The 17,853-nt window shown below is 71.0% G+C and carries 18 protein-coding genes; 11 read left to right on the top strand and 7 right to left on the bottom strand.

All coding sequences use genetic code 11. From position 1 onward, the window contains the following. Position 1: 1 nt before the first annotated feature. The 7 genes from ABZY89_RS14545 to ABZY89_RS14515 all read left to right on the top strand — a co-directional run bounded on the left by ABZY89_RS14545 (position 2) and on the right by ABZY89_RS14515 (position 7,639). A complete protein-coding gene (locus ABZY89_RS14545) occupies positions 2 to 1,132 on the top strand; it encodes a glycerate kinase (protein ID WP_355228201.1) in 1,131 nt (376 codons plus the stop codon). Beyond that, positions 1,129 to 2,001 carry a fumarylacetoacetate hydrolase family protein gene (locus ABZY89_RS14540; RefSeq protein WP_355228200.1) on the top strand — a complete coding sequence of 291 codons (873 nt, stop codon included), beginning with the start codon at positions 1,129 to 1,131 and terminating at the stop codon, positions 1,999 to 2,001. Before ABZY89_RS14545 ends, ABZY89_RS14540 begins: the two co-directional genes overlap by 4 nt. Next, positions 1,998 to 3,356, top strand: coding sequence for an allantoinase AllB (gene allB, locus ABZY89_RS14535; RefSeq protein WP_355228198.1), 1,359 nt, complete (start codon positions 1,998 to 2,000; stop codon positions 3,354 to 3,356). The genes ABZY89_RS14540 and allB overlap by 4 nt, the downstream gene beginning before the upstream one ends. Then, positions 3,353 to 4,186 (top strand): bifunctional allantoicase/(S)-ureidoglycine aminohydrolase, encoded by an 834-nt coding sequence (locus ABZY89_RS14530; RefSeq protein ID WP_355228196.1) that lies wholly within the window; start codon positions 3,353 to 3,355, stop codon positions 4,184 to 4,186. Before allB ends, ABZY89_RS14530 begins: the two co-directional genes overlap by 4 nt. Then, positions 4,186 to 4,920, top strand: a complete 735-nt coding sequence (locus ABZY89_RS14525) for an SDR family oxidoreductase (RefSeq protein WP_355228194.1) — start codon at positions 4,186 to 4,188, stop codon at positions 4,918 to 4,920. The genes ABZY89_RS14530 and ABZY89_RS14525 overlap by 1 nt, the downstream gene beginning before the upstream one ends. A gap of 87 nt (positions 4,921 to 5,007) precedes the next feature. Beyond that, positions 5,008 to 6,348 (top strand): FAD-dependent oxidoreductase, encoded by a 1,341-nt coding sequence (locus tag ABZY89_RS14520; RefSeq protein ID WP_355228193.1) that lies wholly within the window; start codon positions 5,008 to 5,010, stop codon positions 6,346 to 6,348. Positions 6,349 to 6,379: 31 nt separating this feature from the next. Next, positions 6,380 to 7,639 (top strand): cyclopropane-fatty-acyl-phospholipid synthase family protein, encoded by a 1,260-nt coding sequence (locus tag ABZY89_RS14515; RefSeq protein ID WP_355228191.1) that lies wholly within the window; start codon positions 6,380 to 6,382, stop codon positions 7,637 to 7,639. On the opposite strand, the gene ABZY89_RS14510 is transcribed toward ABZY89_RS14515, so the two are convergent. Next, complete coding sequence (locus ABZY89_RS14510) at positions 7,636 to 8,421, bottom strand: SDR family oxidoreductase (protein ID WP_355228189.1); 786 nt, start codon at positions 8,419 to 8,421, stop codon at positions 7,636 to 7,638. The genes ABZY89_RS14515 and ABZY89_RS14510 overlap by 4 nt on opposite strands. A gap of 37 nt (positions 8,422 to 8,458) precedes the next feature. Beyond that, positions 8,459 to 8,821, bottom strand: coding sequence for a nuclear transport factor 2 family protein (locus ABZY89_RS14505; protein ID WP_355228187.1), 363 nt, complete (start codon positions 8,819 to 8,821; stop codon positions 8,459 to 8,461). A 78-nt stretch (positions 8,822 to 8,899) separates the two neighbouring features. Here ABZY89_RS14505 and ABZY89_RS14500 point away from each other — a divergent pair, with 78 nt between their 5' ends. Next, positions 8,900 to 9,694: a MerR family transcriptional regulator gene (locus ABZY89_RS14500; RefSeq protein ID WP_355228185.1), complete on the top strand. Its 795-nt coding sequence runs from the start codon at positions 8,900 to 8,902 to the stop codon at positions 9,692 to 9,694. A gap of 9 nt (positions 9,695 to 9,703) precedes the next feature. Here ABZY89_RS14500 and ABZY89_RS14495 read toward each other — a convergent pair whose 3' ends face one another. Together ABZY89_RS14495 and ABZY89_RS14490 are read right to left on the bottom strand one after the other, a co-directional pair. Further along, positions 9,704 to 11,002, bottom strand: coding sequence for an ankyrin repeat domain-containing protein (locus ABZY89_RS14495; protein WP_355228183.1), 1,299 nt, complete (start codon positions 11,000 to 11,002; stop codon positions 9,704 to 9,706). Further along, positions 10,999 to 11,994, bottom strand: coding sequence for a gluconolaconase (locus ABZY89_RS14490; protein ID WP_355228181.1), 996 nt, complete (start codon positions 11,992 to 11,994; stop codon positions 10,999 to 11,001). The genes ABZY89_RS14495 and ABZY89_RS14490 overlap by 4 nt, the downstream gene beginning before the upstream one ends. Before the next feature lie 175 nt (positions 11,995 to 12,169). Here ABZY89_RS14490 and ABZY89_RS14485 point away from each other — a divergent pair, with 175 nt between their 5' ends. Then, positions 12,170 to 13,402: a sensor histidine kinase gene (locus ABZY89_RS14485; protein WP_355228179.1), complete on the top strand. Its 1,233-nt coding sequence runs from the start codon at positions 12,170 to 12,172 to the stop codon at positions 13,400 to 13,402. Further along, on the top strand, positions 13,395 to 14,030 hold the full coding sequence (locus ABZY89_RS14480) for a response regulator transcription factor (protein WP_355228178.1): 636 nt from the start codon (positions 13,395 to 13,397) through the stop codon (positions 14,028 to 14,030). Before ABZY89_RS14485 ends, ABZY89_RS14480 begins: the two co-directional genes overlap by 8 nt. Positions 14,031 to 14,053: 23 nt before the next feature. Here ABZY89_RS14480 and ABZY89_RS14475 read toward each other — a convergent pair whose 3' ends face one another. The 3 genes from ABZY89_RS14475 to ABZY89_RS14465 all read right to left on the bottom strand — a co-directional run bounded on the left by ABZY89_RS14475 (position 14,054) and on the right by ABZY89_RS14465 (position 16,817). Next, entirely contained in the window at positions 14,054 to 15,301 is a 1,248-nt protein-coding gene (locus ABZY89_RS14475; RefSeq protein WP_355228176.1) for a serine hydrolase domain-containing protein, read from the bottom strand. Between the two features lie 96 nt (positions 15,302 to 15,397). Next, entirely contained in the window at positions 15,398 to 16,348 is a 951-nt protein-coding gene (locus ABZY89_RS14470; protein ID WP_355228174.1) for a metallophosphoesterase, read from the bottom strand. 16 nt (positions 16,349 to 16,364) lie between these two features. After that, positions 16,365 to 16,817 (bottom strand): MarR family transcriptional regulator, encoded by a 453-nt coding sequence (locus ABZY89_RS14465; RefSeq protein WP_355228172.1) that lies wholly within the window; start codon positions 16,815 to 16,817, stop codon positions 16,365 to 16,367. Between the two features lie 94 nt (positions 16,818 to 16,911). Here ABZY89_RS14465 and ABZY89_RS14460 point away from each other — a divergent pair, with 94 nt between their 5' ends. Continuing rightward, positions 16,912 to 17,778: an SDR family NAD(P)-dependent oxidoreductase gene (locus ABZY89_RS14460; protein ID WP_355228170.1), complete on the top strand. Its 867-nt coding sequence runs from the start codon at positions 16,912 to 16,914 to the stop codon at positions 17,776 to 17,778. Positions 17,779 to 17,853: the final 75 nt, after the last annotated feature.

Here is a 17,853-nt window from a genome sequence, read left to right as displayed (position 1 = left end):
CATGGTCCGCGTGCTGGTCGCCTCCGACAAGTTCAAGGGATCGCTCACCGCCGCCGAGGTCGCCGCGGCGGTGAGCGCCGGGATCCGCCGGGGGAGTCCCGGCGTGGTCGTCGACGCGATCCCGGTCGCCGACGGTGGCGACGGCACCCTGGCGGCGGCCGAGTCCGCCGGGTTCGTCCTCATGCCGGTCCGCGTGGCCGGGCCAACGGGAGAGCCGGTCGAGACCGCGTACGCCCGGCGCGACGACGTCGCGGTCGTCGAGCTCGCCGACGCTTCCGGCTTGGCGCGGCTGCCGGGTGTGCCGGATCCGATGCGGGCCTCCAGCCTCGGGGCCGGGCAGGCGATGGCGGCCGCGATCGACGCGGGCTGTCGCCGGATCGTGCTCGGGATCGGCGGCAGCGCCAGCACCGACGGGGGAGCTGGTCTGCTCTGCGGGCTTGGCGCCAGGCTGTTCACCCCCGCCGGGAACCCGGTGGGTTTGGGTGGAGCCGGGCTCGAGGAGGTCGCCCGGATCGAGGTCGACGAGCTGCGGCGGCGCCTCGACGGGGTCTCGGTCACGGTCGCGTGCGACGTCGACAACCCGCTCACCGGTCCCACCGGTGCGGCCGCGGTCTACGGCCCGCAGAAAGGGGCCGATGCGGACCAGGTCCGACGGTTGGACGCCGCGCTCGGCCGCTGGGCATCTCTGGTGGCGTCGTTCACCGGGACCGATCTCCGTGGTCGCCCCGGTGCAGGAGCGGCTGGCGGTGGCGGTTTCGCCGCACTCGCCCTGCTGGGCGCGGAGCTGCGATCGGGCATCGAGCTCGTCCTCGAGCTGGTCGACTTCGCCGCCGGGCTGGACGGCGCTCACCTCGTCGTCACCGGCGAGGGCGCGCTCGACGAGCAGACCCTCAACGGCAAGGCGCCGGCCGGCGTCGCCGCCGCGGCCGCACGCGCCGGTGTCCCGGTCGTGGCGGTCTGTGGGGTCAACCATCTCGACCACGACCGGCTGCGGGCGGCCGGGATCGGCGCTGCGTACGCCTTGACGGACATCGAGCCCGACCGGCAACGCTGCCTGACCGAGGGCGCCGCCCTGCTCGAGCAGATCGCCGAGCGGATCGCCGCCGACCATCTCATCAAGGAGCACGCATGAGACTGCTGAGTGTGGGTTCGCCGGGCCAGGAGCGCCCCGCGGCCCTCGATGATCAGGACGTACTGCGCGATCTGTCGGCCGTCGTGCCGGCGATCGACGGCGACCTGCTCGGTGACCCGGTGCGGCTCAGGTCGATCCAGGACCTGATCGCCTCGGGCAGCCTCCCCGTCGTCGCCGACGGCACCCGGATCGGGCCGCCGGTTGCCCGGCCGGGCAAGGTCGTCGGGATCGGGCTCAACTACGAGGACCACGCGGAGGAGGCCGGCGTCGCCATCCCGGACGAGCCGGTCGTCTTCCTCAAGCCCTCGACGTCCGTCGTGGGGCCCCACGACGCGATCGAGCTGCCCCCGGGATCGACCATGACCGACTACGAGGTCGAGCTGGGGGTGGTGATCGGACGCCGACTGTCCCGGTGCAGAGACCCGCAGCTGGCTCTGGCCGCTGTCGGCGGCTACCTCACGGCCGACGACGTCAGCGAGCGGGCGCGGATCGCGGCCGGGCCGACGTGGGCGAAGGGGAAGAGTGCCGACACCTTCACGCCCATCGGCCCGTGGCTGGTCACGCCCGATGCCGTCGGCGACCCGCAGGCCCTCGGCCTGGAGCTGTGGGTCGACGGCGAGCGGCGACAGCGAGGGACGACGGCCCGGATGGCCTACGGCGTCGGTGAGCTCCTCGCCTTCCTCAGTACGCTGATGACACTCGAGCCCGGCGACCTGGTGCTGACCGGGACACCTGGCGGGGTCGCAGCGTTGCGGCCCGAGCCCCGGCCCTTCCTGCGGGAGGGGCACGTGGTGGAGGCCGAGGTGACCGGCCTCGGGCGCCAGCGGACGCGGGTGGTGGCAGTCGATGAGGCGGAGGTGAGGGTGTGAGTCGAGATCTCGATGTCGTCATCCGGGCGGCACGGATGGTGACCCCCGAGGGCGAGCGAGCCGGAGCTGTCGGAGTTCGCGACGGCGAGATCGTCGCGGTAGCGCCGATCGGAGAGGACCTGACCGCGGCCCGGGTGGTCGAGCTCGCCGACGACGAGGTGCTGATGCCCGGGGTCGTCGACGCCCACGTACACGTCAACGACCCGGGTCGGACGGAGTGGGAGGGCTTCGCCTCGGCAACCCGTGCCGCGGCCGCCGGCGGCGTCACCACGATCGTCGACATGCCGCTCAACAGCATCCCGCCCACCTGCGACCTCCCGGCCCTCGACCTCAAGCGCAAGACCGCGGCGAGCCAGGCGTACGTCGACGTCGGTTTCTGGGGCGGAGCCATCCCGGGCAACGTCGCAGAGCTGCGTACGTTGCACGAGGCCGGGGTCTCCGGCTTCAAGTGCTTCCTGCTGCACTCGGGGGTCGACGAGTTCCCGCCGCTCGACGCCGTGCAGCTCGAGCAGGCGATGCGCGAGATCCGCTCCTTCGACGGGCTGCTGATCGTGCACGCCGAGGACGCCCACGCGATCGAGCATGCCCCCGCGGCGGGTGGTGAGGCGTACGAACGCTTCCTGCACAGTCGGCCGCGGGGCGCGGAGAACCTCGCCATCGCCCAGGTGATCGAGCTGGCCCGGTGGACCGGCTGCCGCGTCCACATCCTGCACGTCTCCAGCTCTGACGTGCTCGCGATGCTGGCCTCCGCCCGCCGCGACGGCGTCCCGATCACGGCGGAGACCTGCCCCCACTACCTGACCTTCGCCGCTGAGGAGATCCCCGACGGCGCGACGCAGTACAAGTGCTGCCCGCCGATCCGAGAGGCGAGCAACCGCGAGCTGCTGTGGAACGGCCTGCGTGAAGGCGTCATCGACATGGTCGTCACCGACCACTCGCCCTCGACGCCGGACCTGAAGGCGCTCGACACCGGCGACTTCGGGGTCGCCTGGGGTGGCATCTCCTCGCTCCAGCTGGGCCTGTCGGCAGTCTGGACCGAGGCAAGGAGCCGCGGCTTCACCCTCGCCGACGTCGCCCGCTGGATGTCCGAGGCTCCCGCACGTCATGCCGGACTAGGGCGCAAGGGCCGGATCGAGGTCGGCCACGACGCCGACTTCTGCGTCCTCGCGCCCGACGATTCCTACGTGGTCGATGCCGCGAAGCTCCATCACAAGAACGCCGTCACCCCCTACCACGGTCGATCGCTCGCAGGTGTTGTCCGCGAGACCTGGCTGCGTGGCGAGAAGATCGACATCGAGGCCGCGCCCCAGGGCCGGCTGCTCAGCAGAGTCACCACAGAAGGAGCCCGACCATGAGCGAACCTCGCTACTACGCCCCGACCGGCGGCCACCCGTCGCAGCGTGAGCTGACCACCGACCGGGCCGTCTTCACCGAGGCGTACGCCGTGCTCCCTCGTGGCACCATGCGCGACATCGTCACCAGCAAGCTCCCGTTCTGGGAGAACACCCGGCTGTGGGTGATCGCCCGCCCGCTCTCGGGCTTCGCCGAGACCTTCTCGCAGTACATCGTCGAGGTCTCGCCCGGCGGCGGCAGCGACAAGCCCGAGCTCGACCCGGGCGCGGAGGGTGTCCTGTTCGTGGTCGAGGGCGCGCTGACGCTCTCGGTCGAGGGCGAGAAGCACGACCTAGCTCCCGGCGGCTACGCCTTCCTCCCGCCCGGCGCCACCTGGACGCTGCACAACACCTCCGACCAGGTCGCCCGATTTCACTGGATCCGCAAGGCCTACCAGCAGGTCGAGGGCATCGACGTACCGGACGCATTCGTCACCAACGAGGTCGACGTGCCCGGTGGCGAGATGCCGGGCACCAACGGCGCCTGGAAGACCCAGCGTTTCGTCGACCCCGATGACGTACGCCACGACATGCACGTCAACATCGTCAGCTTCGAGCCGGGCGGCGCGATCCCGTTCCCGGAGACGCACGTGATGGAGCACGGGCTCTACGTCCTCGAGGGCAAGGCCGTCTACCTGCTCAACAAGGACTGGGTGGAGGTGCAGGAGGGCGACTTCATGTGGCTGCGGGCCTTCTGTCCGCAGGCCTGCTACGCCGGTGGCCCCGACCGGTTCCGCTACCTGCTCTACAAGGACGTCAACCGGCACGCCCAGCTGAGCCGGCAGTTCACCTGATGCCGGTTGCGGTCGTCACTGGTGCCGGCTCCGGGCTGGGGAGAGTGATCGCGCAGGCGCTGGACGGCGCCGGCTTCCAGGTCGCGCTCCTCGGCCGCACCCGGACATCGCTCGAGGAGACCGCGTCGGTGATGGCGCGGTCCCTCGTACTGCCCACGGACGTCGCTTCCGCCGACGAGGTGGAGACGGCGTTCGCCGCCGTCGTCGGGATGTGGGAACGCGTGGATCTGCTGGTCAACAACGCCGGCACCTTCGGTCCGAGCGGCGAGGTCGACGAGGTCCCGCCCGAGGAGTTCGCCGCGACGCTGGCCGTCAACGTCACCGGCTCCTTCCTCTGCGCCCGCGAGGCGTTCGCCCAGATGAAGCGGCAGGAACCCCGGGGCGGGCGGATCATCAACAACGGCTCGATCTCCGCGCACGTCCCGCGACCGGGCAGCGCCGCCTACACCACCTCCAAGCACGCGATCACCGGCCTCACCCGCTCCCTGGCCCTCGACGGCCGTGCCCACGACATCGCCGTCGGCCAGATCGACATCGGCAACGCGGCCACCGAGATGACCGCCGGCATCGCCGTCGGCGCCCGTCAGGCCGACGGCACCGTACGCCCCGAGCCGACCTTCGACCCGCAGCACGTCGCCGACGCAGTCGTCGCCATGGCCCAGCTCCCGCTCGGCGTCAGCGTCCCCGCGATGACGATCCTCGCGACCGGGATGCCGTACGCGGGTCGCGGCTGACTCGGACCAATCCGATTCACCCCGGTGACCGAAGACCGGGTGACAGCGCCTCTGCGCTGATCGCCCACTTCGACACCGAGGAGCCTGATGAGCAGTCCCGACCACGATCGCCGTCGGGTCGCGGTGGTGGGCAGCGGCGTCGCCGGCCTGACCGCGGCCTACGTCGCCTCCGGCCACAGCACCGTCACTCTCTTCGAGGCCGATGACCGGCTGGGCGGCCATGCCGACACCCACCGGGTCGCCGCGCCCGACGGGAGCGAGCTGGCGATCGACACGGGGTTCATCGTGCACAACCGGCGTACGTATCCGACCCTGCTCCGGCTATTCGCGGAGCTCGATGTGCCGACGCAGGTCTCCGAGATGTCGATGTCGGTGCGTTCGGAGAGCGCCGGAGTGGAGTACGCAGGCGCGCGCGGGCTGCGCGGGGTGCTGCCCGACCGTCGTGCGCTCCGCCCGGCGCACCTGCGGATGCTCACCGAGATCCCGCGGTTCCACCGGGCCGCCAGGGCGCTGCTCGCGAGCGACGAGCCCGACGATCGCACCCTCGAGGCGTTCTTGGACGAGCACGGGTTCACCCCGCACTTCCGGCGCCACTTCATGGCACCGCTGGTGGCCGCAGTGTGGTCCTGCGACCCGGCGATGGCGCTGAGCTACCCGGCTCGCTACCTCTTCGAGTTCCTCAGCCACCACGGGATGCTGCAGATCTTCGGCTCGCCGCGCTGGCGCACGGTCACCGGCGGGTCGGCGACGTACGTCGAGCGGGTCGCCGCCGCGATCCGCGACCGCGGCGGCCGGGTGCTGACCTCGACGAAGGTGGTGAACGTGGTCGAGACCGGCAGGGGGATCGAGATCACCGACGGCAACGGGCGCACCGAGCTCTTCGACGCGGCTGTGCTGGCGACCCATCCCGGACAGTCGCTGGCGATGCTCGGCGAGCCCACGGCGGCCCAGCGGGAGATCCTGGGTGGGTTCCCGTACTCCGCCAACCAGGCTCAGCTGCACACCGACACCAGCCTGCTGCCGGCCAGCGAGCGCGTCCGGTCCTCGTGGAACTACCTCGAGCGCCCGGGCAGTGGTCAGGTCACGGTCACCTACGACCTGACGAGGTTGATGCGGCTGCCGGCTCCCGGCGGCGTACGTCACCTGGTCACGCTCGGTGGGGCCGACCTGATCGACCCGGAGAAGGTCATCGCCACCATGGAGTACGAGCACCCGCTCTACACCCCGGAGTCGGTGGCGGCCCAGCAGCGGGCCGACGAGCTGGACTCCGACGCGCTGGTCTTCGCCGGCGCCTGGCGTGGCTGGGGGTTCCACGAGGACGGCGCCCGCTCCGGCGCCCGGGCTGCCCAGCGGCTGGGACTGTCCTGGACCACCCCCGCGGCGCGGCCCGCCGCCGCAACCGGCGGTACGACGCCTGCCGGTCCATAGACGCCCCACTGCATCACCACGAAGGAGTCCGATGAAGACCATCGAAGCCGCCACCGCCCAGAACCTGGTGGGTGAGCGTTGGCCGATGCTGCAGGAAGCACCCAGCGGCCCAGTCACCAGGGGCACCGCGGCTGCCGCCGCGACTGTCTTCCGGGCCGCCACGAAGCGGCTCGGGATCAATGTGAGCGAAGACGGCAGCCCGGCCGACATCGTGCTGCACCGGGCCGAGGAGTTCTACGCCAGGCTCAGCCGGCACGGGCTGATCGGCTTCGGTGAGGCGTACATGACCGGGGCTTGGGACGCCCCGAAGCTGGGGGAGACGCTGACCGTGCTGTGCCGGGACATCGACGGTCTCCTGCCCGGATGGGCGCAGCGGATGCGCGGGGTCTACGAGCGGCGCCGCGGCGCGAAGGACCTGAACACCCCGGAGAACGCGCGCGAGCACATCGGCCACCACTACGACCTGTCGAACGAGTTCTTCGCGCTCTTCCTGGACCCGACGATGAGCTACTCGGCGGGCCTTTTCTCCACCCTGCCCTCGACGGAGGACCTGGCGCTCGCCCAGCACCGCAAGATCGACCGGATCCTCGACGAGGCGGGAGTCGGACCCGGCACCCGTCTGCTCGAGATCGGGACCGGCTGGGGAGAGCTGGCCCTGCGGGCCGCCGCCCGGGGCGCCCAGGTCACCTCGGTGACCCTCTCCGTCGAGCAGGCCGCGCTGGCCCGGCGCCGGATCGGCGCGGCCGGTCTGGACCATCGGGTGGACATCGAGCTGCGCGACTACCGGGCCGTCGCCGGGACGTACGACGCGGTGGTCTCGGTCGAGATGATCGAGGCGGTCGGTGAACGGTTCTGGCCGGTCTACTTCGCGAAGATCGATGAGGTCCTGGCCCCGGGTGGCACAGCGGTGATCCAGGCGATCACCATGCCGCACGACCGGATGATCGCCACCCGGAGCACCGAGACCTGGATCACCAAGTACATCTTCCCCGGCGGGCTGCTTCCTTCGACCGAGGCGATCACCGGCGTCACCGAGGCCCACACCAGGCTTCGGCTGCGAAGCCGGCTCTCGTTCGGCGCCCACTACGCGGAGACCCTGCGGCGGTGGGACCTCGCGCTGCTCGATCGCGCCGACGAGGTCCGGGCGCTCGGCTTCGACGAGACGTTCCGGCGGATGTGGCACTTCTACCTGGAGTACTCCCGGGCCGGGTTCGCCGCCGACTACATCGATGTCCAACAGCTCACGTTCACCCGCGACGAGGTGGTTGCTCGCAGACGGCGCCCGGCTTAGACGGTCGGGACGGTGCCGCCGTCGATCACGTACTCGGCGCCGACGATCGCCGAGGCGCGGTCCGAGACGAGGAATCCGACCAGGTCCGCGATCTCCTGGGTGTTCGCGAACCGTCCCAGGGGCACTCCTCCGAGGGAGTCGTAGATCGTCTGCTTGGCTGCTTCACGGGTGAGTCCGTTGCCCTCGGCGATCCGGTCCACGAACCGTTCGTAGGCTTCGGTCTCGATCCCGCCGGGGCTGATCGCGTTGACCCGTACGCCGCGCGGCGCGAGCTCGTTGGCAAGCCCCTTGCTGTACGTGCGCAGCGCGGCCTTCGCTGCTGCATAGGCCAAGGACGCGTCGTACAGGGGCAGCTCACGCTGGATCGAGGTGAAGTGCAGCACCACGCCCGACCCAGCGCCGATCATCGCCGGAAGAAGAGCTCGATCCAGCCTCACCGCCCCGAGGAAGTTGAGGTTCAGCTCGGTGAGCCACTGGTCGTCGGTGATGACCGCGAATCCACCGGACGGTGTCGACGCCCCGCCGACGACGTGCACCAGGATGTCGAGTGCGCCGGACTCTGCGATACGAGCGGCCACGGCGTCCGTCCCTTCTGCCGTCAGGATGTCGGCTTCGATGAACCGGTCTGGGTGCTCGTACCCGTCGGGCATGGTGCGCGCCGTCACGTACACGTCGGCACCCATCTCTCGCAGTCTCTCCGCGACGGCCTTGCCCGAGCCCTTCGAGCCGCCCGTGACCAACGCCCGGCGACCATCGAGACGATCGCGATCTGAGATGGACATTTTCTCTCCTTTGAAGATCGAGGTGGTGCGGAGTCGGTCAGGCTGGGTGGTTGGCGATGACGAGTTCGGCGACGAGGCCGTCGCGCAGCGTGAACCGGTAGTCGAGCTCGGCGACGCCACCCGGGAAGGTGCCCTCGAGCCGCACGGTGACCACCCAGTGGGCGTCGTCGACGCGGTGAGCGCCGATCTGCTCGGTCGTGTACTCGAACTCGGTGCCGGCGTTCCGCAGGAACGCATGGGCTTCCTCTCGGCCGCGGAAGGTCTCGTCCTGGTCGACGACCACCGCATCCTCGGCGAGGAACGACGAGGCGGTGTCGGCGTCGCGGGCGACGTGGGCGGCGAGGAACTCGCGCACGGCGGTCGGGAGCAGGTCGGACGGAAGATCGGTGTGCTGTGTCATGAGCCCACCATCTGGCCTCTCGGCGAGGGAGGGTCAAGCAGTGGACTCTCCCCCAGGGGGAGCGTTCACAATGAGGGGGTGCTGACCATCGGGGAGTTCTCGCGGTTGACCCACCTGAGTGTGCGGACCCTGCGTCGCTATCACGAGGCGGCCTTATTGGATCCCGCCGTGGTGGACGAGACCACCGGTTACCGCTACTACAGCGTCGACCAGATCCCGACCGCGCAGGTCATCCACCGGCTTCGCGAGCTCGACGTCCCCCTGGGCGATGTGCAGCGGATCCTGCGGACCCCCGACCCGGGTGTCCGGGCGGCCCTGATCGCGGACCACCTGCAACGCCTCGAGGACGAGCTCGACCGCACGCGGGCCGCGGTCGTGTCGCTGCGCCGCCTGCTCCGGCCCGATCCCGCGCCGATCGACGTCGAGCTGCGTGCGGAGCCCGCTCGGACGGTCGCGGCGGTGGAGGCCGTCGTCGGGCATCGCGACGTCGAGACCTGGTACGCAGGCGCGATGGCCGAGCTGGAGGCGGCCGTCGGCACCGCCGTGACCGGACCGCCCGGCGGCAGCTACGACAACGCCCTCTTCGAGCAGGAGCGCGGTCATGCGCTCGTCTACCTGCCGACCGATGCGCCACCTCGCACCGGGCGGGTGCACCCCGCGACCCTTCCTGCCGCGGAGCTGGCCGTCACCACCCACGTCGGCGAGCACGACGGCATCGAGGTGACGTACGGCGAGCTCGGGACCTGGGTGGTGGAGAACGCGATGTCGGTGGCCGGGCCGGTGCGGGAGGTCTACGTCGTCGGTCCTCGTGACACCAGCGATCCCGCTGCGTGGCGCACCGAGATCGGCTGGCCCGTCTTTCGCGTCACCTGAGCCGGCTGATCAGCCGCCGTGCCGTTCGATACTGTGCTGTTCGATGATGTGCGCGATCTCGGTGAAGCCCCGGCTGCGGGCGTGCTCGAGCGGGGTGACGCCGTCGCGGTCGGCGATGCCCGGGTCGGCGCCGTTCTCGAGCAGGCTGCGGACGACCCGCTGCCAGCGGTCGGAGCCCTCGCCGAGGATCACGGCCTCGAGGAGGGCGGTCCAGCCGAGGTCGTTGACGTGGTCGATGTCGATCTCGGTGCGGGCGACCCGCTCCACGTAGTCCGCGTGGCCGCGCTCGCTGGCGGGGATGATCGAGAGGCCGCCGTAGCGGTTGCGTACGGTCAGGTCCGGATCGACGGAGAGCAGCAGCTCGGCCATCGGGACGCTCCCGGTGACGCCGGTGACCAGCCAGGGGGTGTCGTGCTGGCCGTCGAGGGCGTCCGGGTCGGCACCCAGGTGCACGAGCAGACGGGCCGTCTCGAGGTGGTCGTCGGTGACCGCGAGCAGCAGCGGCGTACGCCGGTTGCCGTCCCTGGCCTCCAGTTCGGCGCCGCCACGGAGGGCCGCCGCGGCCGAGTCCGCGTCGCCCGAAGCCGCCGCCCGCAGAAGCCGCTGGTCACCGTCGGCGACCTCGGCCGAAGCCGTACGCAGCGTCGACACGATCGCGTCGAAACCGCGCTCCTCGGCGTGCTCCAGGGCGGTCTTCCCGTCCCGGCCCGCCTCGATCGAGATGTCCACGCCGGCCGCGACGAGCACCCGTACGGTGTCGGCCGCGTCCGGGCCGTCGTCACCCAGGACGACCGCCTCGTGCAGGGCGGTCCAGCCCAGGTTGTTGACGTGGTCGAGGTCGATCCCGGCCTGCACCAGACGCCCGACGATGTCGGCGTGGCCTCGCTCGGCGGCGCGGATCAGCGCGGTCCCGTTGTAGGAGTCCTTGGCGTTGATCTCGGCGCCGTTGCGGAGGGTCAGGTCGAGCAGGTCCACGTAGCCCTCGCTCGCGGCGATGAGGTAGGCGCTCTGCTGGGTCTCGTCTTCGTAGTTGACGTCGGCCCCGGCCTGGACCAGCTGACGGGCACGGGCCACGTCGTTGTCCCAGGCGGCCTTGATCAGCTGCTCGTTCATGCGCTGTCGCTCCTCGGGGTCGGGGGTGTTCTTCGCCTCCTTCGTCGGGGCGGACGCCGAGCTCGACGCGGAGCTCGATGGAGACGGTTCGGCGGTCTCCGAGGGCGCCGCGGCGCAGCCTGCCAGAAGCACGGCCATCGCCGCGGCGGAGGTCGACCACCGCAGGTGTCGCCGAGCAGATGTGGGCAGCGTCATCGCGGCATCCTGGCGGTGACGATCTCGTACGGCCCCTGCGCGGTCTGCTCGTCGAAGTGACTGTCGACCAGCAGCAGGCGGCCGTCGAGCAGCTTGCCGGTCGTGAAGACCCGGTCGGGGTCGGTGGCGCGCGAGGAGACCAGCTCCGCGGAGGTCGCCGACGGGTTCAGCTCGAGGTGTACGAGCTGCTTGTCGAAGTTGCGGATCACGGCGAGGTCGCGGCCCTTCGCGATCAGGCCGTCGGCGTTGCGCAGGTTCGCGCCGTCGGTGTCGATCTCGCTGACCTCGCCGGTGGCGACGGAGAAGCGCCACAGCTGCCCGGTGGTGCCCTGGGCGACGACGAAGGCGGAGCGGTCCTGGCTCAGCACGATGCCGCCGAGGTTGAAGCCCTCGACCGGGGTGATCAGCGAGCTGCCGTCGGCCCACTCGGTGGCCTGCCAGCCGTCGGCACCCTCGGCGACGCGGATGATCGTCGGGTCGTTGGAGTTGGTGAAGTACGCAGCCCCGTCCGGCCCGATCGCGACGTCGTTGAGGAACGCGTTGTTGTCGGGGACGCGGAGAGCGGCGAGCAGTTTGCCCTCGGGGCTGTAGACCCACAGGTCGGGGCGGTCGTTGCCGGTGCCGTTCGGGCCGCCGGCGATGTAGACGCGGCCCTCGTCGTCGACGGTGATGCCGCGAGCGGTGTAGCGGCCGTCCGTGCCGTCACCCGCCAGCCACTCCTCTGCCTGGGCACGGTCGGCCGAGCCGCGCTGGATCTCGCCGCCGGTGACCTCGCTGACGTAGAACCTCCCGGACTCCTGGTCCACGCCGATGCCCTCGAACTTCGAGCCACCCTGGGCGGACGGGTCGCCCTCGAGCAGGTAGCTCGCGGGGCGGCCGTTGCCCTCGGCGGCGTTGGCCGCGGTGCCCGTGCCGAGGGCGGTGAAGGACAGGGTGGCCGAGGCGGCGATGCCGGCCAGGCCGGCGAGGGCGGCGATTCGGGACGTACGCATGGTGGTGCTCCTCCGGTGTTCGGTGTTGTTGGTCGAGCTGATGCATCAACCATCGCCGTCGGGGAGGGGTCAAGACATCGGGTGACCGGCGACGTCTGGATAGCCGTTCGGCGACACCCCGGATAGCCGATCGGATGATGCCGGAGCCGCGCGACCGGCCTAGCCTGGAACGACCATGTCGACCGATACCGCGCCAACCTCGGGGCTCAGCCCGCGCACCGGTGGGATCCTGGCCGGCCAGACGCTGCTCGACCGCTGGCTCCACATCTCGCTGGTGGTGCTCGTCATCGCCTCGGTCGCGCGCTATCTGCAGGGACACGGCCTAGGCGACCAGGCCGAAGTGGTCCTGCCCGGCGCGGCCGTCCTCCTGATCGCGTACGCCGCCGGCCGCCGCCTCGCCGGCACGGCCGCGGTCGTCTGGCTGGCCGCAGTGGTCGCCTGCTGGACCGTGCTGGCGCTGATCGCGCCGTCGTTCTCGTGGGCGGCGGTGCCGCTCGTCTTCCTGGCGCTGCGGGTGCTGCCGTTCCGCTGGGCCGTGGCTGTCACGGTGTTCCTCGTCGCGGTCGTCGCGGTCGCGTGGAGCCGGATGACCGGCCTGGCCGACCCGACCGTGCTGCTCGGCCCGGTCTGCGTCGCGGTGCTCGCGGTGACCACCTACCGCGCTCTCGAGCGCGACGCGGTCACCCGGCGCGCGCTCCTCGCAGACCTGGAGGCGGCCCAGGACGAGGTCGCCGACGCCGAGCGCCGAGCCGGTGTCGTGGCCGAGCGCGCGCGGCTGAGCCGGGAGATCCACGACAGCGTCGCCCAGGGTCTGACCAGCATCAACCTGCTGCTCCAGGCGGCCGACCAGGAGTGGGAGTCGCGCCCGGCCGACGCCCGCGCACACGTCGACCAGGCAGCGACGATGGCCCGATCCTCGCTCGACGAGGCGCGCCGGGTCGTACGCGACCTCGCCCCCACCGAGCTGACAGGCGGATCGGCGCTGGCCACCGCCGTACGCCAGGTCGCCGACGACGTCGCCGCCACCACCGGGCTCAGCGTCCCGGTCCACGTCCACGGCGACCCGCACGAAGTCGGCGGGCGGGTGGCGACCGCCGTCGTACGCACCCTGCGGGGCGCCCTCGCCAACGTCGCCGAGCACGCCGGCGCGACCACGGCGGTCGTCTCCCTCACCTTCCACGAGGGCGGGGTCGCCCTGGACGTACGCGACGACGGAGCCGGGTTCGAACCGGCCCACCTGAAGGAACCCGACGGGCTGCGCGGTCACGGCCTGGCCGGAATGCGGGCTCGCGCCCGCCTGCTGGGTGGAGACTTGGCCATCGAGAGCGCCCCGGGCGAGGGCACGGTGGTCGCAGCCTCGTTCGCGGCCGGTCAGACACCATCTCAGGGGGAGGAACGTCGTGGCTGAGCAACGCATCCGGGTGGTGCTGGTGGACGACCATCCGGTGGTCCGGGCAGGCGTACGCGCCCTGGTGGACGCCCAGGACGACCTGGACGTGGTCGGCGAGGCGGCCGACTCCGCCCAGGCCGTTGCGGTCGTCGGCGAGACCCGGCCCGACGTGGTGCTGATGGACCTCAGCCTCGGCGACGGACCGGGCGGCGCGGAGACCACCCGGCTGGTCCGCGAGCTGCCGTCGCCGCCGCACGTACTCGTCCTGACGACCTACGACACCGAGGCCGACGTCCTCGAGGCAGTCGACGCCGGCGCGGCGGGCTACCTGCTGAAGGACGCGCCGCCCGACGAGCTGTTCCGCGCCATCCGCGGCACCGCACGAGGAGAGACCGTGCTGGCCCCATCGGTCGCGACCCGGCTGCTGCAGCGGGCCGCCTCGCCGACTCCGAAGGTGAGCCCGCGCGAGATCGAGATCCTGCGGCTGCTCGCCCGGGGCCTGGGCAACAAGGAGATGGCCCGCGAGCTCCTGGTCAGCGAGGCGACGGTCAAGTCACACCTCTCCCACATCTACACCAAGCTCGGCGTCGACACCCGAGCCGGTGCCGTCGCCACCGCGATCGAGCGTCGCATCCTGCGACCCTGACGCCGGCGACGGCACCCAGCGTCTCAGCAGGTCGCCAGCAGCATCGGCTCGAGCAGGAGACCGAGGTCGTAGATCGGGTCGGTGCTGTCCCAGTTGCGGCCGGTCCAGCCGAGCGTGATCTGGCGGGTGCCGTCCGGTGAGCCCCAGCTGATCGACTGCGCACCCATGTGGGCGCCGTCATGGCCGTAGAGATACTCGCCGGGGTTGCACGGGTCGGCGACCCGGTAGATCCCGAACCCGTAGTCCGGGTCGGCGCTGCCCGCGATCGGCGGCAGCATCTTCTCGACCGAGGCCGGGCTGACCAGCTTCCCGGTGAGGAGCGACTCGTTGAGGTCGGCAAGGTCCTCGGTGGTGCTCGTCGCGGCCCCGGCGGCATGGAAGATGCTCGGATGCAGGTCGGTCATCGGCCGCCAGCTGCCCTCGTAGTGGCCGGCGTCCTCGAGGAAGGGGCCGCGGTTGCGGGCATCGGTCGGGTAGGCGCTCTGCCGCATGCCTGCGGGTTCGAGCACCCGGTCGCGTACGAGATCCTCGATCCGCTCCCCGGTCTCCTTCTCGAGCATGACCCCGAGCGCGACATAGCCGTAGTTGGAGTAGGAGAAGTCGGTGCCGGGCTCGAAGAGCCAGCCCGCGCCGCGCATGAAGGCGAGGTGCTCGGCCTCGGAGTAGTACTGCCCGAGCGCGTCGATCAGCTGGTCCCACGAGCTCGGGTCCTCGACGCGGTCGAAGAGGATCTCCTCGGGCCCGCGTGGGGCGCCGGAGGTGTGGTTGAGCAGGTGCTTGATCGTGACGCCGTCGGGGAAGGTGCCCGGGAGCAGGTCGTTGGCGGGCGTGTCCAGGGTCCAGCCGCCGCGCTCGACCTCCTGCATCACCAGGGTCGCGATCAGCGTCTTGGTGTTGCTGGCGACGTGGAACCGGTCGCCGGGCCTGACCGGCTTCTTCTTCCCCAGCTCGCGTACGCCACCCGCCCCCGACCACTTCATGCCGGGTGTCTCGACCCGCGCGGTCACGCCCACGGCACCATCGGCGATGAAGGCGTCGACGGCACGGTCGAGGTCGGCGGCGGTGGGAGTCGCCGACCGGGCCCGGAGACCCTTCCGCTCGGCGGCGGCCTGCTCGGCGATCGCGGTCGCCTCCCGGGTCAGTGCTGTCGGGTCCGGTGCCATCGCCGCGGGTCCGGGATCAGGCTGGGCGTACGCGGCCGGCACGGCCGTCAGAGGGAGGAGCACCGCGGTGATCGCTGCGGTGCCCGTGCGGACGAGGGTCCGAGACATGGCTGCTCCTGTCGTCGTTGACGTTTCGCAGCAATCGTTCCGGTCCCGGACGTACGCCCGCATCAGCCTCGAGTCGGAGATCGAGGCAGTCCTTGGTCAGTCTCGAAGCTGACGCCGCAGGGCACGAGCGGCCTTTCCCTTGCGGGAGAAGAGGTCGCGGCGCTCGGCCGGGGTCATCGGGCCGAGCTTCTCGAGGACCGAGGAGGGGAAGCCGGCGACCTCGGGGGCCTCGCCGATCGGCACCGTGGTGTGGACGACCGGCGCGCCGGGGACGTCACCGACGCCCTCGTCGTAGAGGTGGACCAGCGAGATCGCCTGGTGTCCGTCGACGGAGGCGGAGTAGCGGTCGAGGGTCGCCGGCGCCGAGGTGTAGCAGCTCGCGGAGGCGACCGAGACCGGGATGCCGGCGAAGGTGGTGAAGGTCGAGTAGTGCAGGTGACCTGCGAGGACAGCGCGTACGTCGGTCCCCGCCAGCACCTGAGCGAGCCGGTCCTGACCGTCGAGCTCGATGATCACGCTCGCCTCGTTGAGGGGCAGCGGGACCGGCGGGTGATGCATCGTGAGCAGGGTGCCGTGCGGCGCGGGCTCGGTGAGCACCTCGGCCAGCCATTCCAGCTGCGGCTCGGTGATGTCGCCGTGGTGCCAGCCGGGCACGGTGGTGTCCAGGGCGATGATCCGCAGCCCGTCGATGTCGTAGACCCGGTCCTGCGGTGCGTCGGAGGCCTCGCCGAAGAGCACCTCGGAGTAGACCTCCCGCTCGTCGTGGTTGCCCATCACCCAGATGATCTCGGCACCGAGGTCCGCGGCGACCGGCTCGACCTGCTTCCGGAGGCGTACGTAGGCGTCGCGCTCACCCAGGTCGGCGAGGTCACCGGTGAAGACGATCGCCTGCGGCGGGATCGTCATCCCCCGCAGCCGATCCAGCGCCCGCTCGAACCCGGGCGTCGGGTCGACCTTGCCGAAGATCCGCCGGTCCCCGGCGTAGAGGTGGGGGTCGGAGAGGTGGGCGATCGTATGACGTGGAGAGGGGTACTGGCCGAACTGCACGGTTCCCACACTAGGTTCAACCGCCGTCTCGCTGCACCCCGCCGCCCGGCAGCTCGTTGAACCTATGGAGCAGCGACACGAGCCGATCCAGGTCGTCCTCGGACCAGCCCTCGACACGCTGCTCCAGCTCGTCCTGACGCAGCGCGAGCGCTCGTTCGACCTGCGTGCGACCCGTGTCGGTCAGGGACACGAGCACCGAGCGCCCGTCCTCCGGCGCGCGATCGCTCCGCACCAGACCGAGGGACGTCATGCGTCCGAAGAGGGCGCTCGCGGAGCTGCGATCCATCGCCACGGCCTCGGCCACGGCGCTCGGTCTGGCCGGGCCGTACGCATAGAGCCAGCGAGCGAGGTGGAAGGCGGCCGGACGCAGCTCCTCGTGGAACGCCGCGGCGGACCGTTCGGTGAGCGCACGCGAGGCACTGAGCAGAGCGTTGAGCTCGAAGCCGAGCCGTGTGGTCGCTGGGGTCATGCAGCTCTCCAAGTAATGGGCATTTGCACACCATTAGATATAGTGGGCATATCCACACTATATCGGCCGCTGGGTCGAAGAGAGGCAGTGCCGCATGAACGACGAGGCTCCGACGATCGTCCTCACCGGGGCGACGGGTGGCCTCGGTGCCCTCGCCGCGACCTCGCTGGCCGCGACGGGAGCGCACCTGGTCATCACGGCGCGGAGCGCGCAGCGCGCCGAGGCCACGATCTCGTCCGTACGCGAGGTAGCTCCTACCGCGGATCCGGAGGTGTTCGTGGTCGACCTCTCCCGGCCGGGCGAGGTGCGCAAGGTGGGCGAGGACATCCGGTCTCGGCACGGGCGGATCGACGTACTCATCAACAACGCGGGGATACATGCCTTCGAGTCGCGGGTCACGGCGGACGGGCTCCCCGAGATGATCGCGGTCAACTACCTCGCGCCCTTCGTGCTGACCCGTGAGCTGCTGCCGTCGCTGCAGCGTTCTCCCGCGGGCCGGGTGGTCAACGTCGCGTCCGAGGCGTCACGTCGACACGGCGACCTCCGTATCCCGCAGGTCCTGAGCGACACGACCCCGTTCACGGCCCGCGGGTCGTCGGAGCGCTACGGACAGAGCAAGCTCCTCGACATCATGTTCACGCTCGCGCTCGCTCGGAGGCTCGACGGTTCCATGGTCACCGCCAACTGTGTGGACCCGGGGTTCAACGTGACGGGCCTGGGTCGCGACCTCCGATTCGCAGCCGGGCTCGAGCGGGTCCTCCGAGCGTTGCGCATCGGTGACCCTGCTCGCGGCGCGGGCCTGATCGTCGACCTCGCCGCCGAGGCGCGCTACGCCGGGCGAAGCGGCCTGTACGTGACCGAGAAGCACAGGCGCGAGCTCGTTCCCGCGGATCCGGCCACCGACGCCTCCGCCCAGGACGAGCTCTGGCGAGCCACCGAGCTCCTGCTCGACCGCCTCTGACTTGGAGGTTGGTGGGGAACTCCCAAGCTCCACTTGGAAGTTCTCATAAACTTCCAACTCAAACCACGCCTGAGT

Source organism: Nocardioides sp. NPDC006303 (assembly GCF_040613175.1).
GTDB lineage: Bacteria > Actinomycetota > Actinomycetes > Propionibacteriales > Nocardioidaceae > Nocardioides.
The sequence above is the reverse complement of the archived record's forward strand: the minus strand, read 5'-3'. Positions and strand labels throughout refer to the sequence as shown.

Coding starts and splice junctions, on each gene's coding strand:
- ABZY89_RS14490 (WP_355228181.1), bottom strand. CDS start 11,994: ATGCGTACGTCCCGAATCGCCGCCCTCGCCGGCCTGGCCGGCATCGCC.
- ABZY89_RS14465 (WP_355228172.1), bottom strand. CDS start 16,817: ATGACCCCAGCGACCACACGGCTCGGCTTCGAGCTCAACGCTCTGCTC.
- ABZY89_RS14510 (WP_355228189.1), bottom strand. CDS start 8,421: ATGTCCATCTCAGATCGCGATCGTCTCGATGGTCGCCGGGCGTTGGTC.
- ABZY89_RS14475 (WP_355228176.1), bottom strand. CDS start 15,301: ATGTCTCGGACCCTCGTCCGCACGGGCACCGCAGCGATCACCGCGGTG.
- ABZY89_RS14530 (WP_355228196.1), top strand. CDS start 3,353: ATGAGCGAACCTCGCTACTACGCCCCGACCGGCGGCCACCCGTCGCAG.
- ABZY89_RS14495 (WP_355228183.1), bottom strand. CDS start 11,002: ATGACGCTGCCCACATCTGCTCGGCGACACCTGCGGTGGTCGACCTCC.
- ABZY89_RS14505 (WP_355228187.1), bottom strand. CDS start 8,821: ATGACACAGCACACCGATCTTCCGTCCGACCTGCTCCCGACCGCCGTG.
- ABZY89_RS14485 (WP_355228179.1), top strand. CDS start 12,170: ATGTCGACCGATACCGCGCCAACCTCGGGGCTCAGCCCGCGCACCGGT.
- ABZY89_RS14520 (WP_355228193.1), top strand. CDS start 5,008: ATGAGCAGTCCCGACCACGATCGCCGTCGGGTCGCGGTGGTGGGCAGC.
- ABZY89_RS14525 (WP_355228194.1), top strand. CDS start 4,186: ATGCCGGTTGCGGTCGTCACTGGTGCCGGCTCCGGGCTGGGGAGAGTG.
- ABZY89_RS14545 (WP_355228201.1), top strand. CDS start 2: ATGGTCCGCGTGCTGGTCGCCTCCGACAAGTTCAAGGGATCGCTCACC.
- ABZY89_RS14460 (WP_355228170.1), top strand. CDS start 16,912: ATGAACGACGAGGCTCCGACGATCGTCCTCACCGGGGCGACGGGTGGC.
- ABZY89_RS14515 (WP_355228191.1), top strand. CDS start 6,380: ATGAAGACCATCGAAGCCGCCACCGCCCAGAACCTGGTGGGTGAGCGT.
- ABZY89_RS14540 (WP_355228200.1), top strand. CDS start 1,129: ATGAGACTGCTGAGTGTGGGTTCGCCGGGCCAGGAGCGCCCCGCGGCC.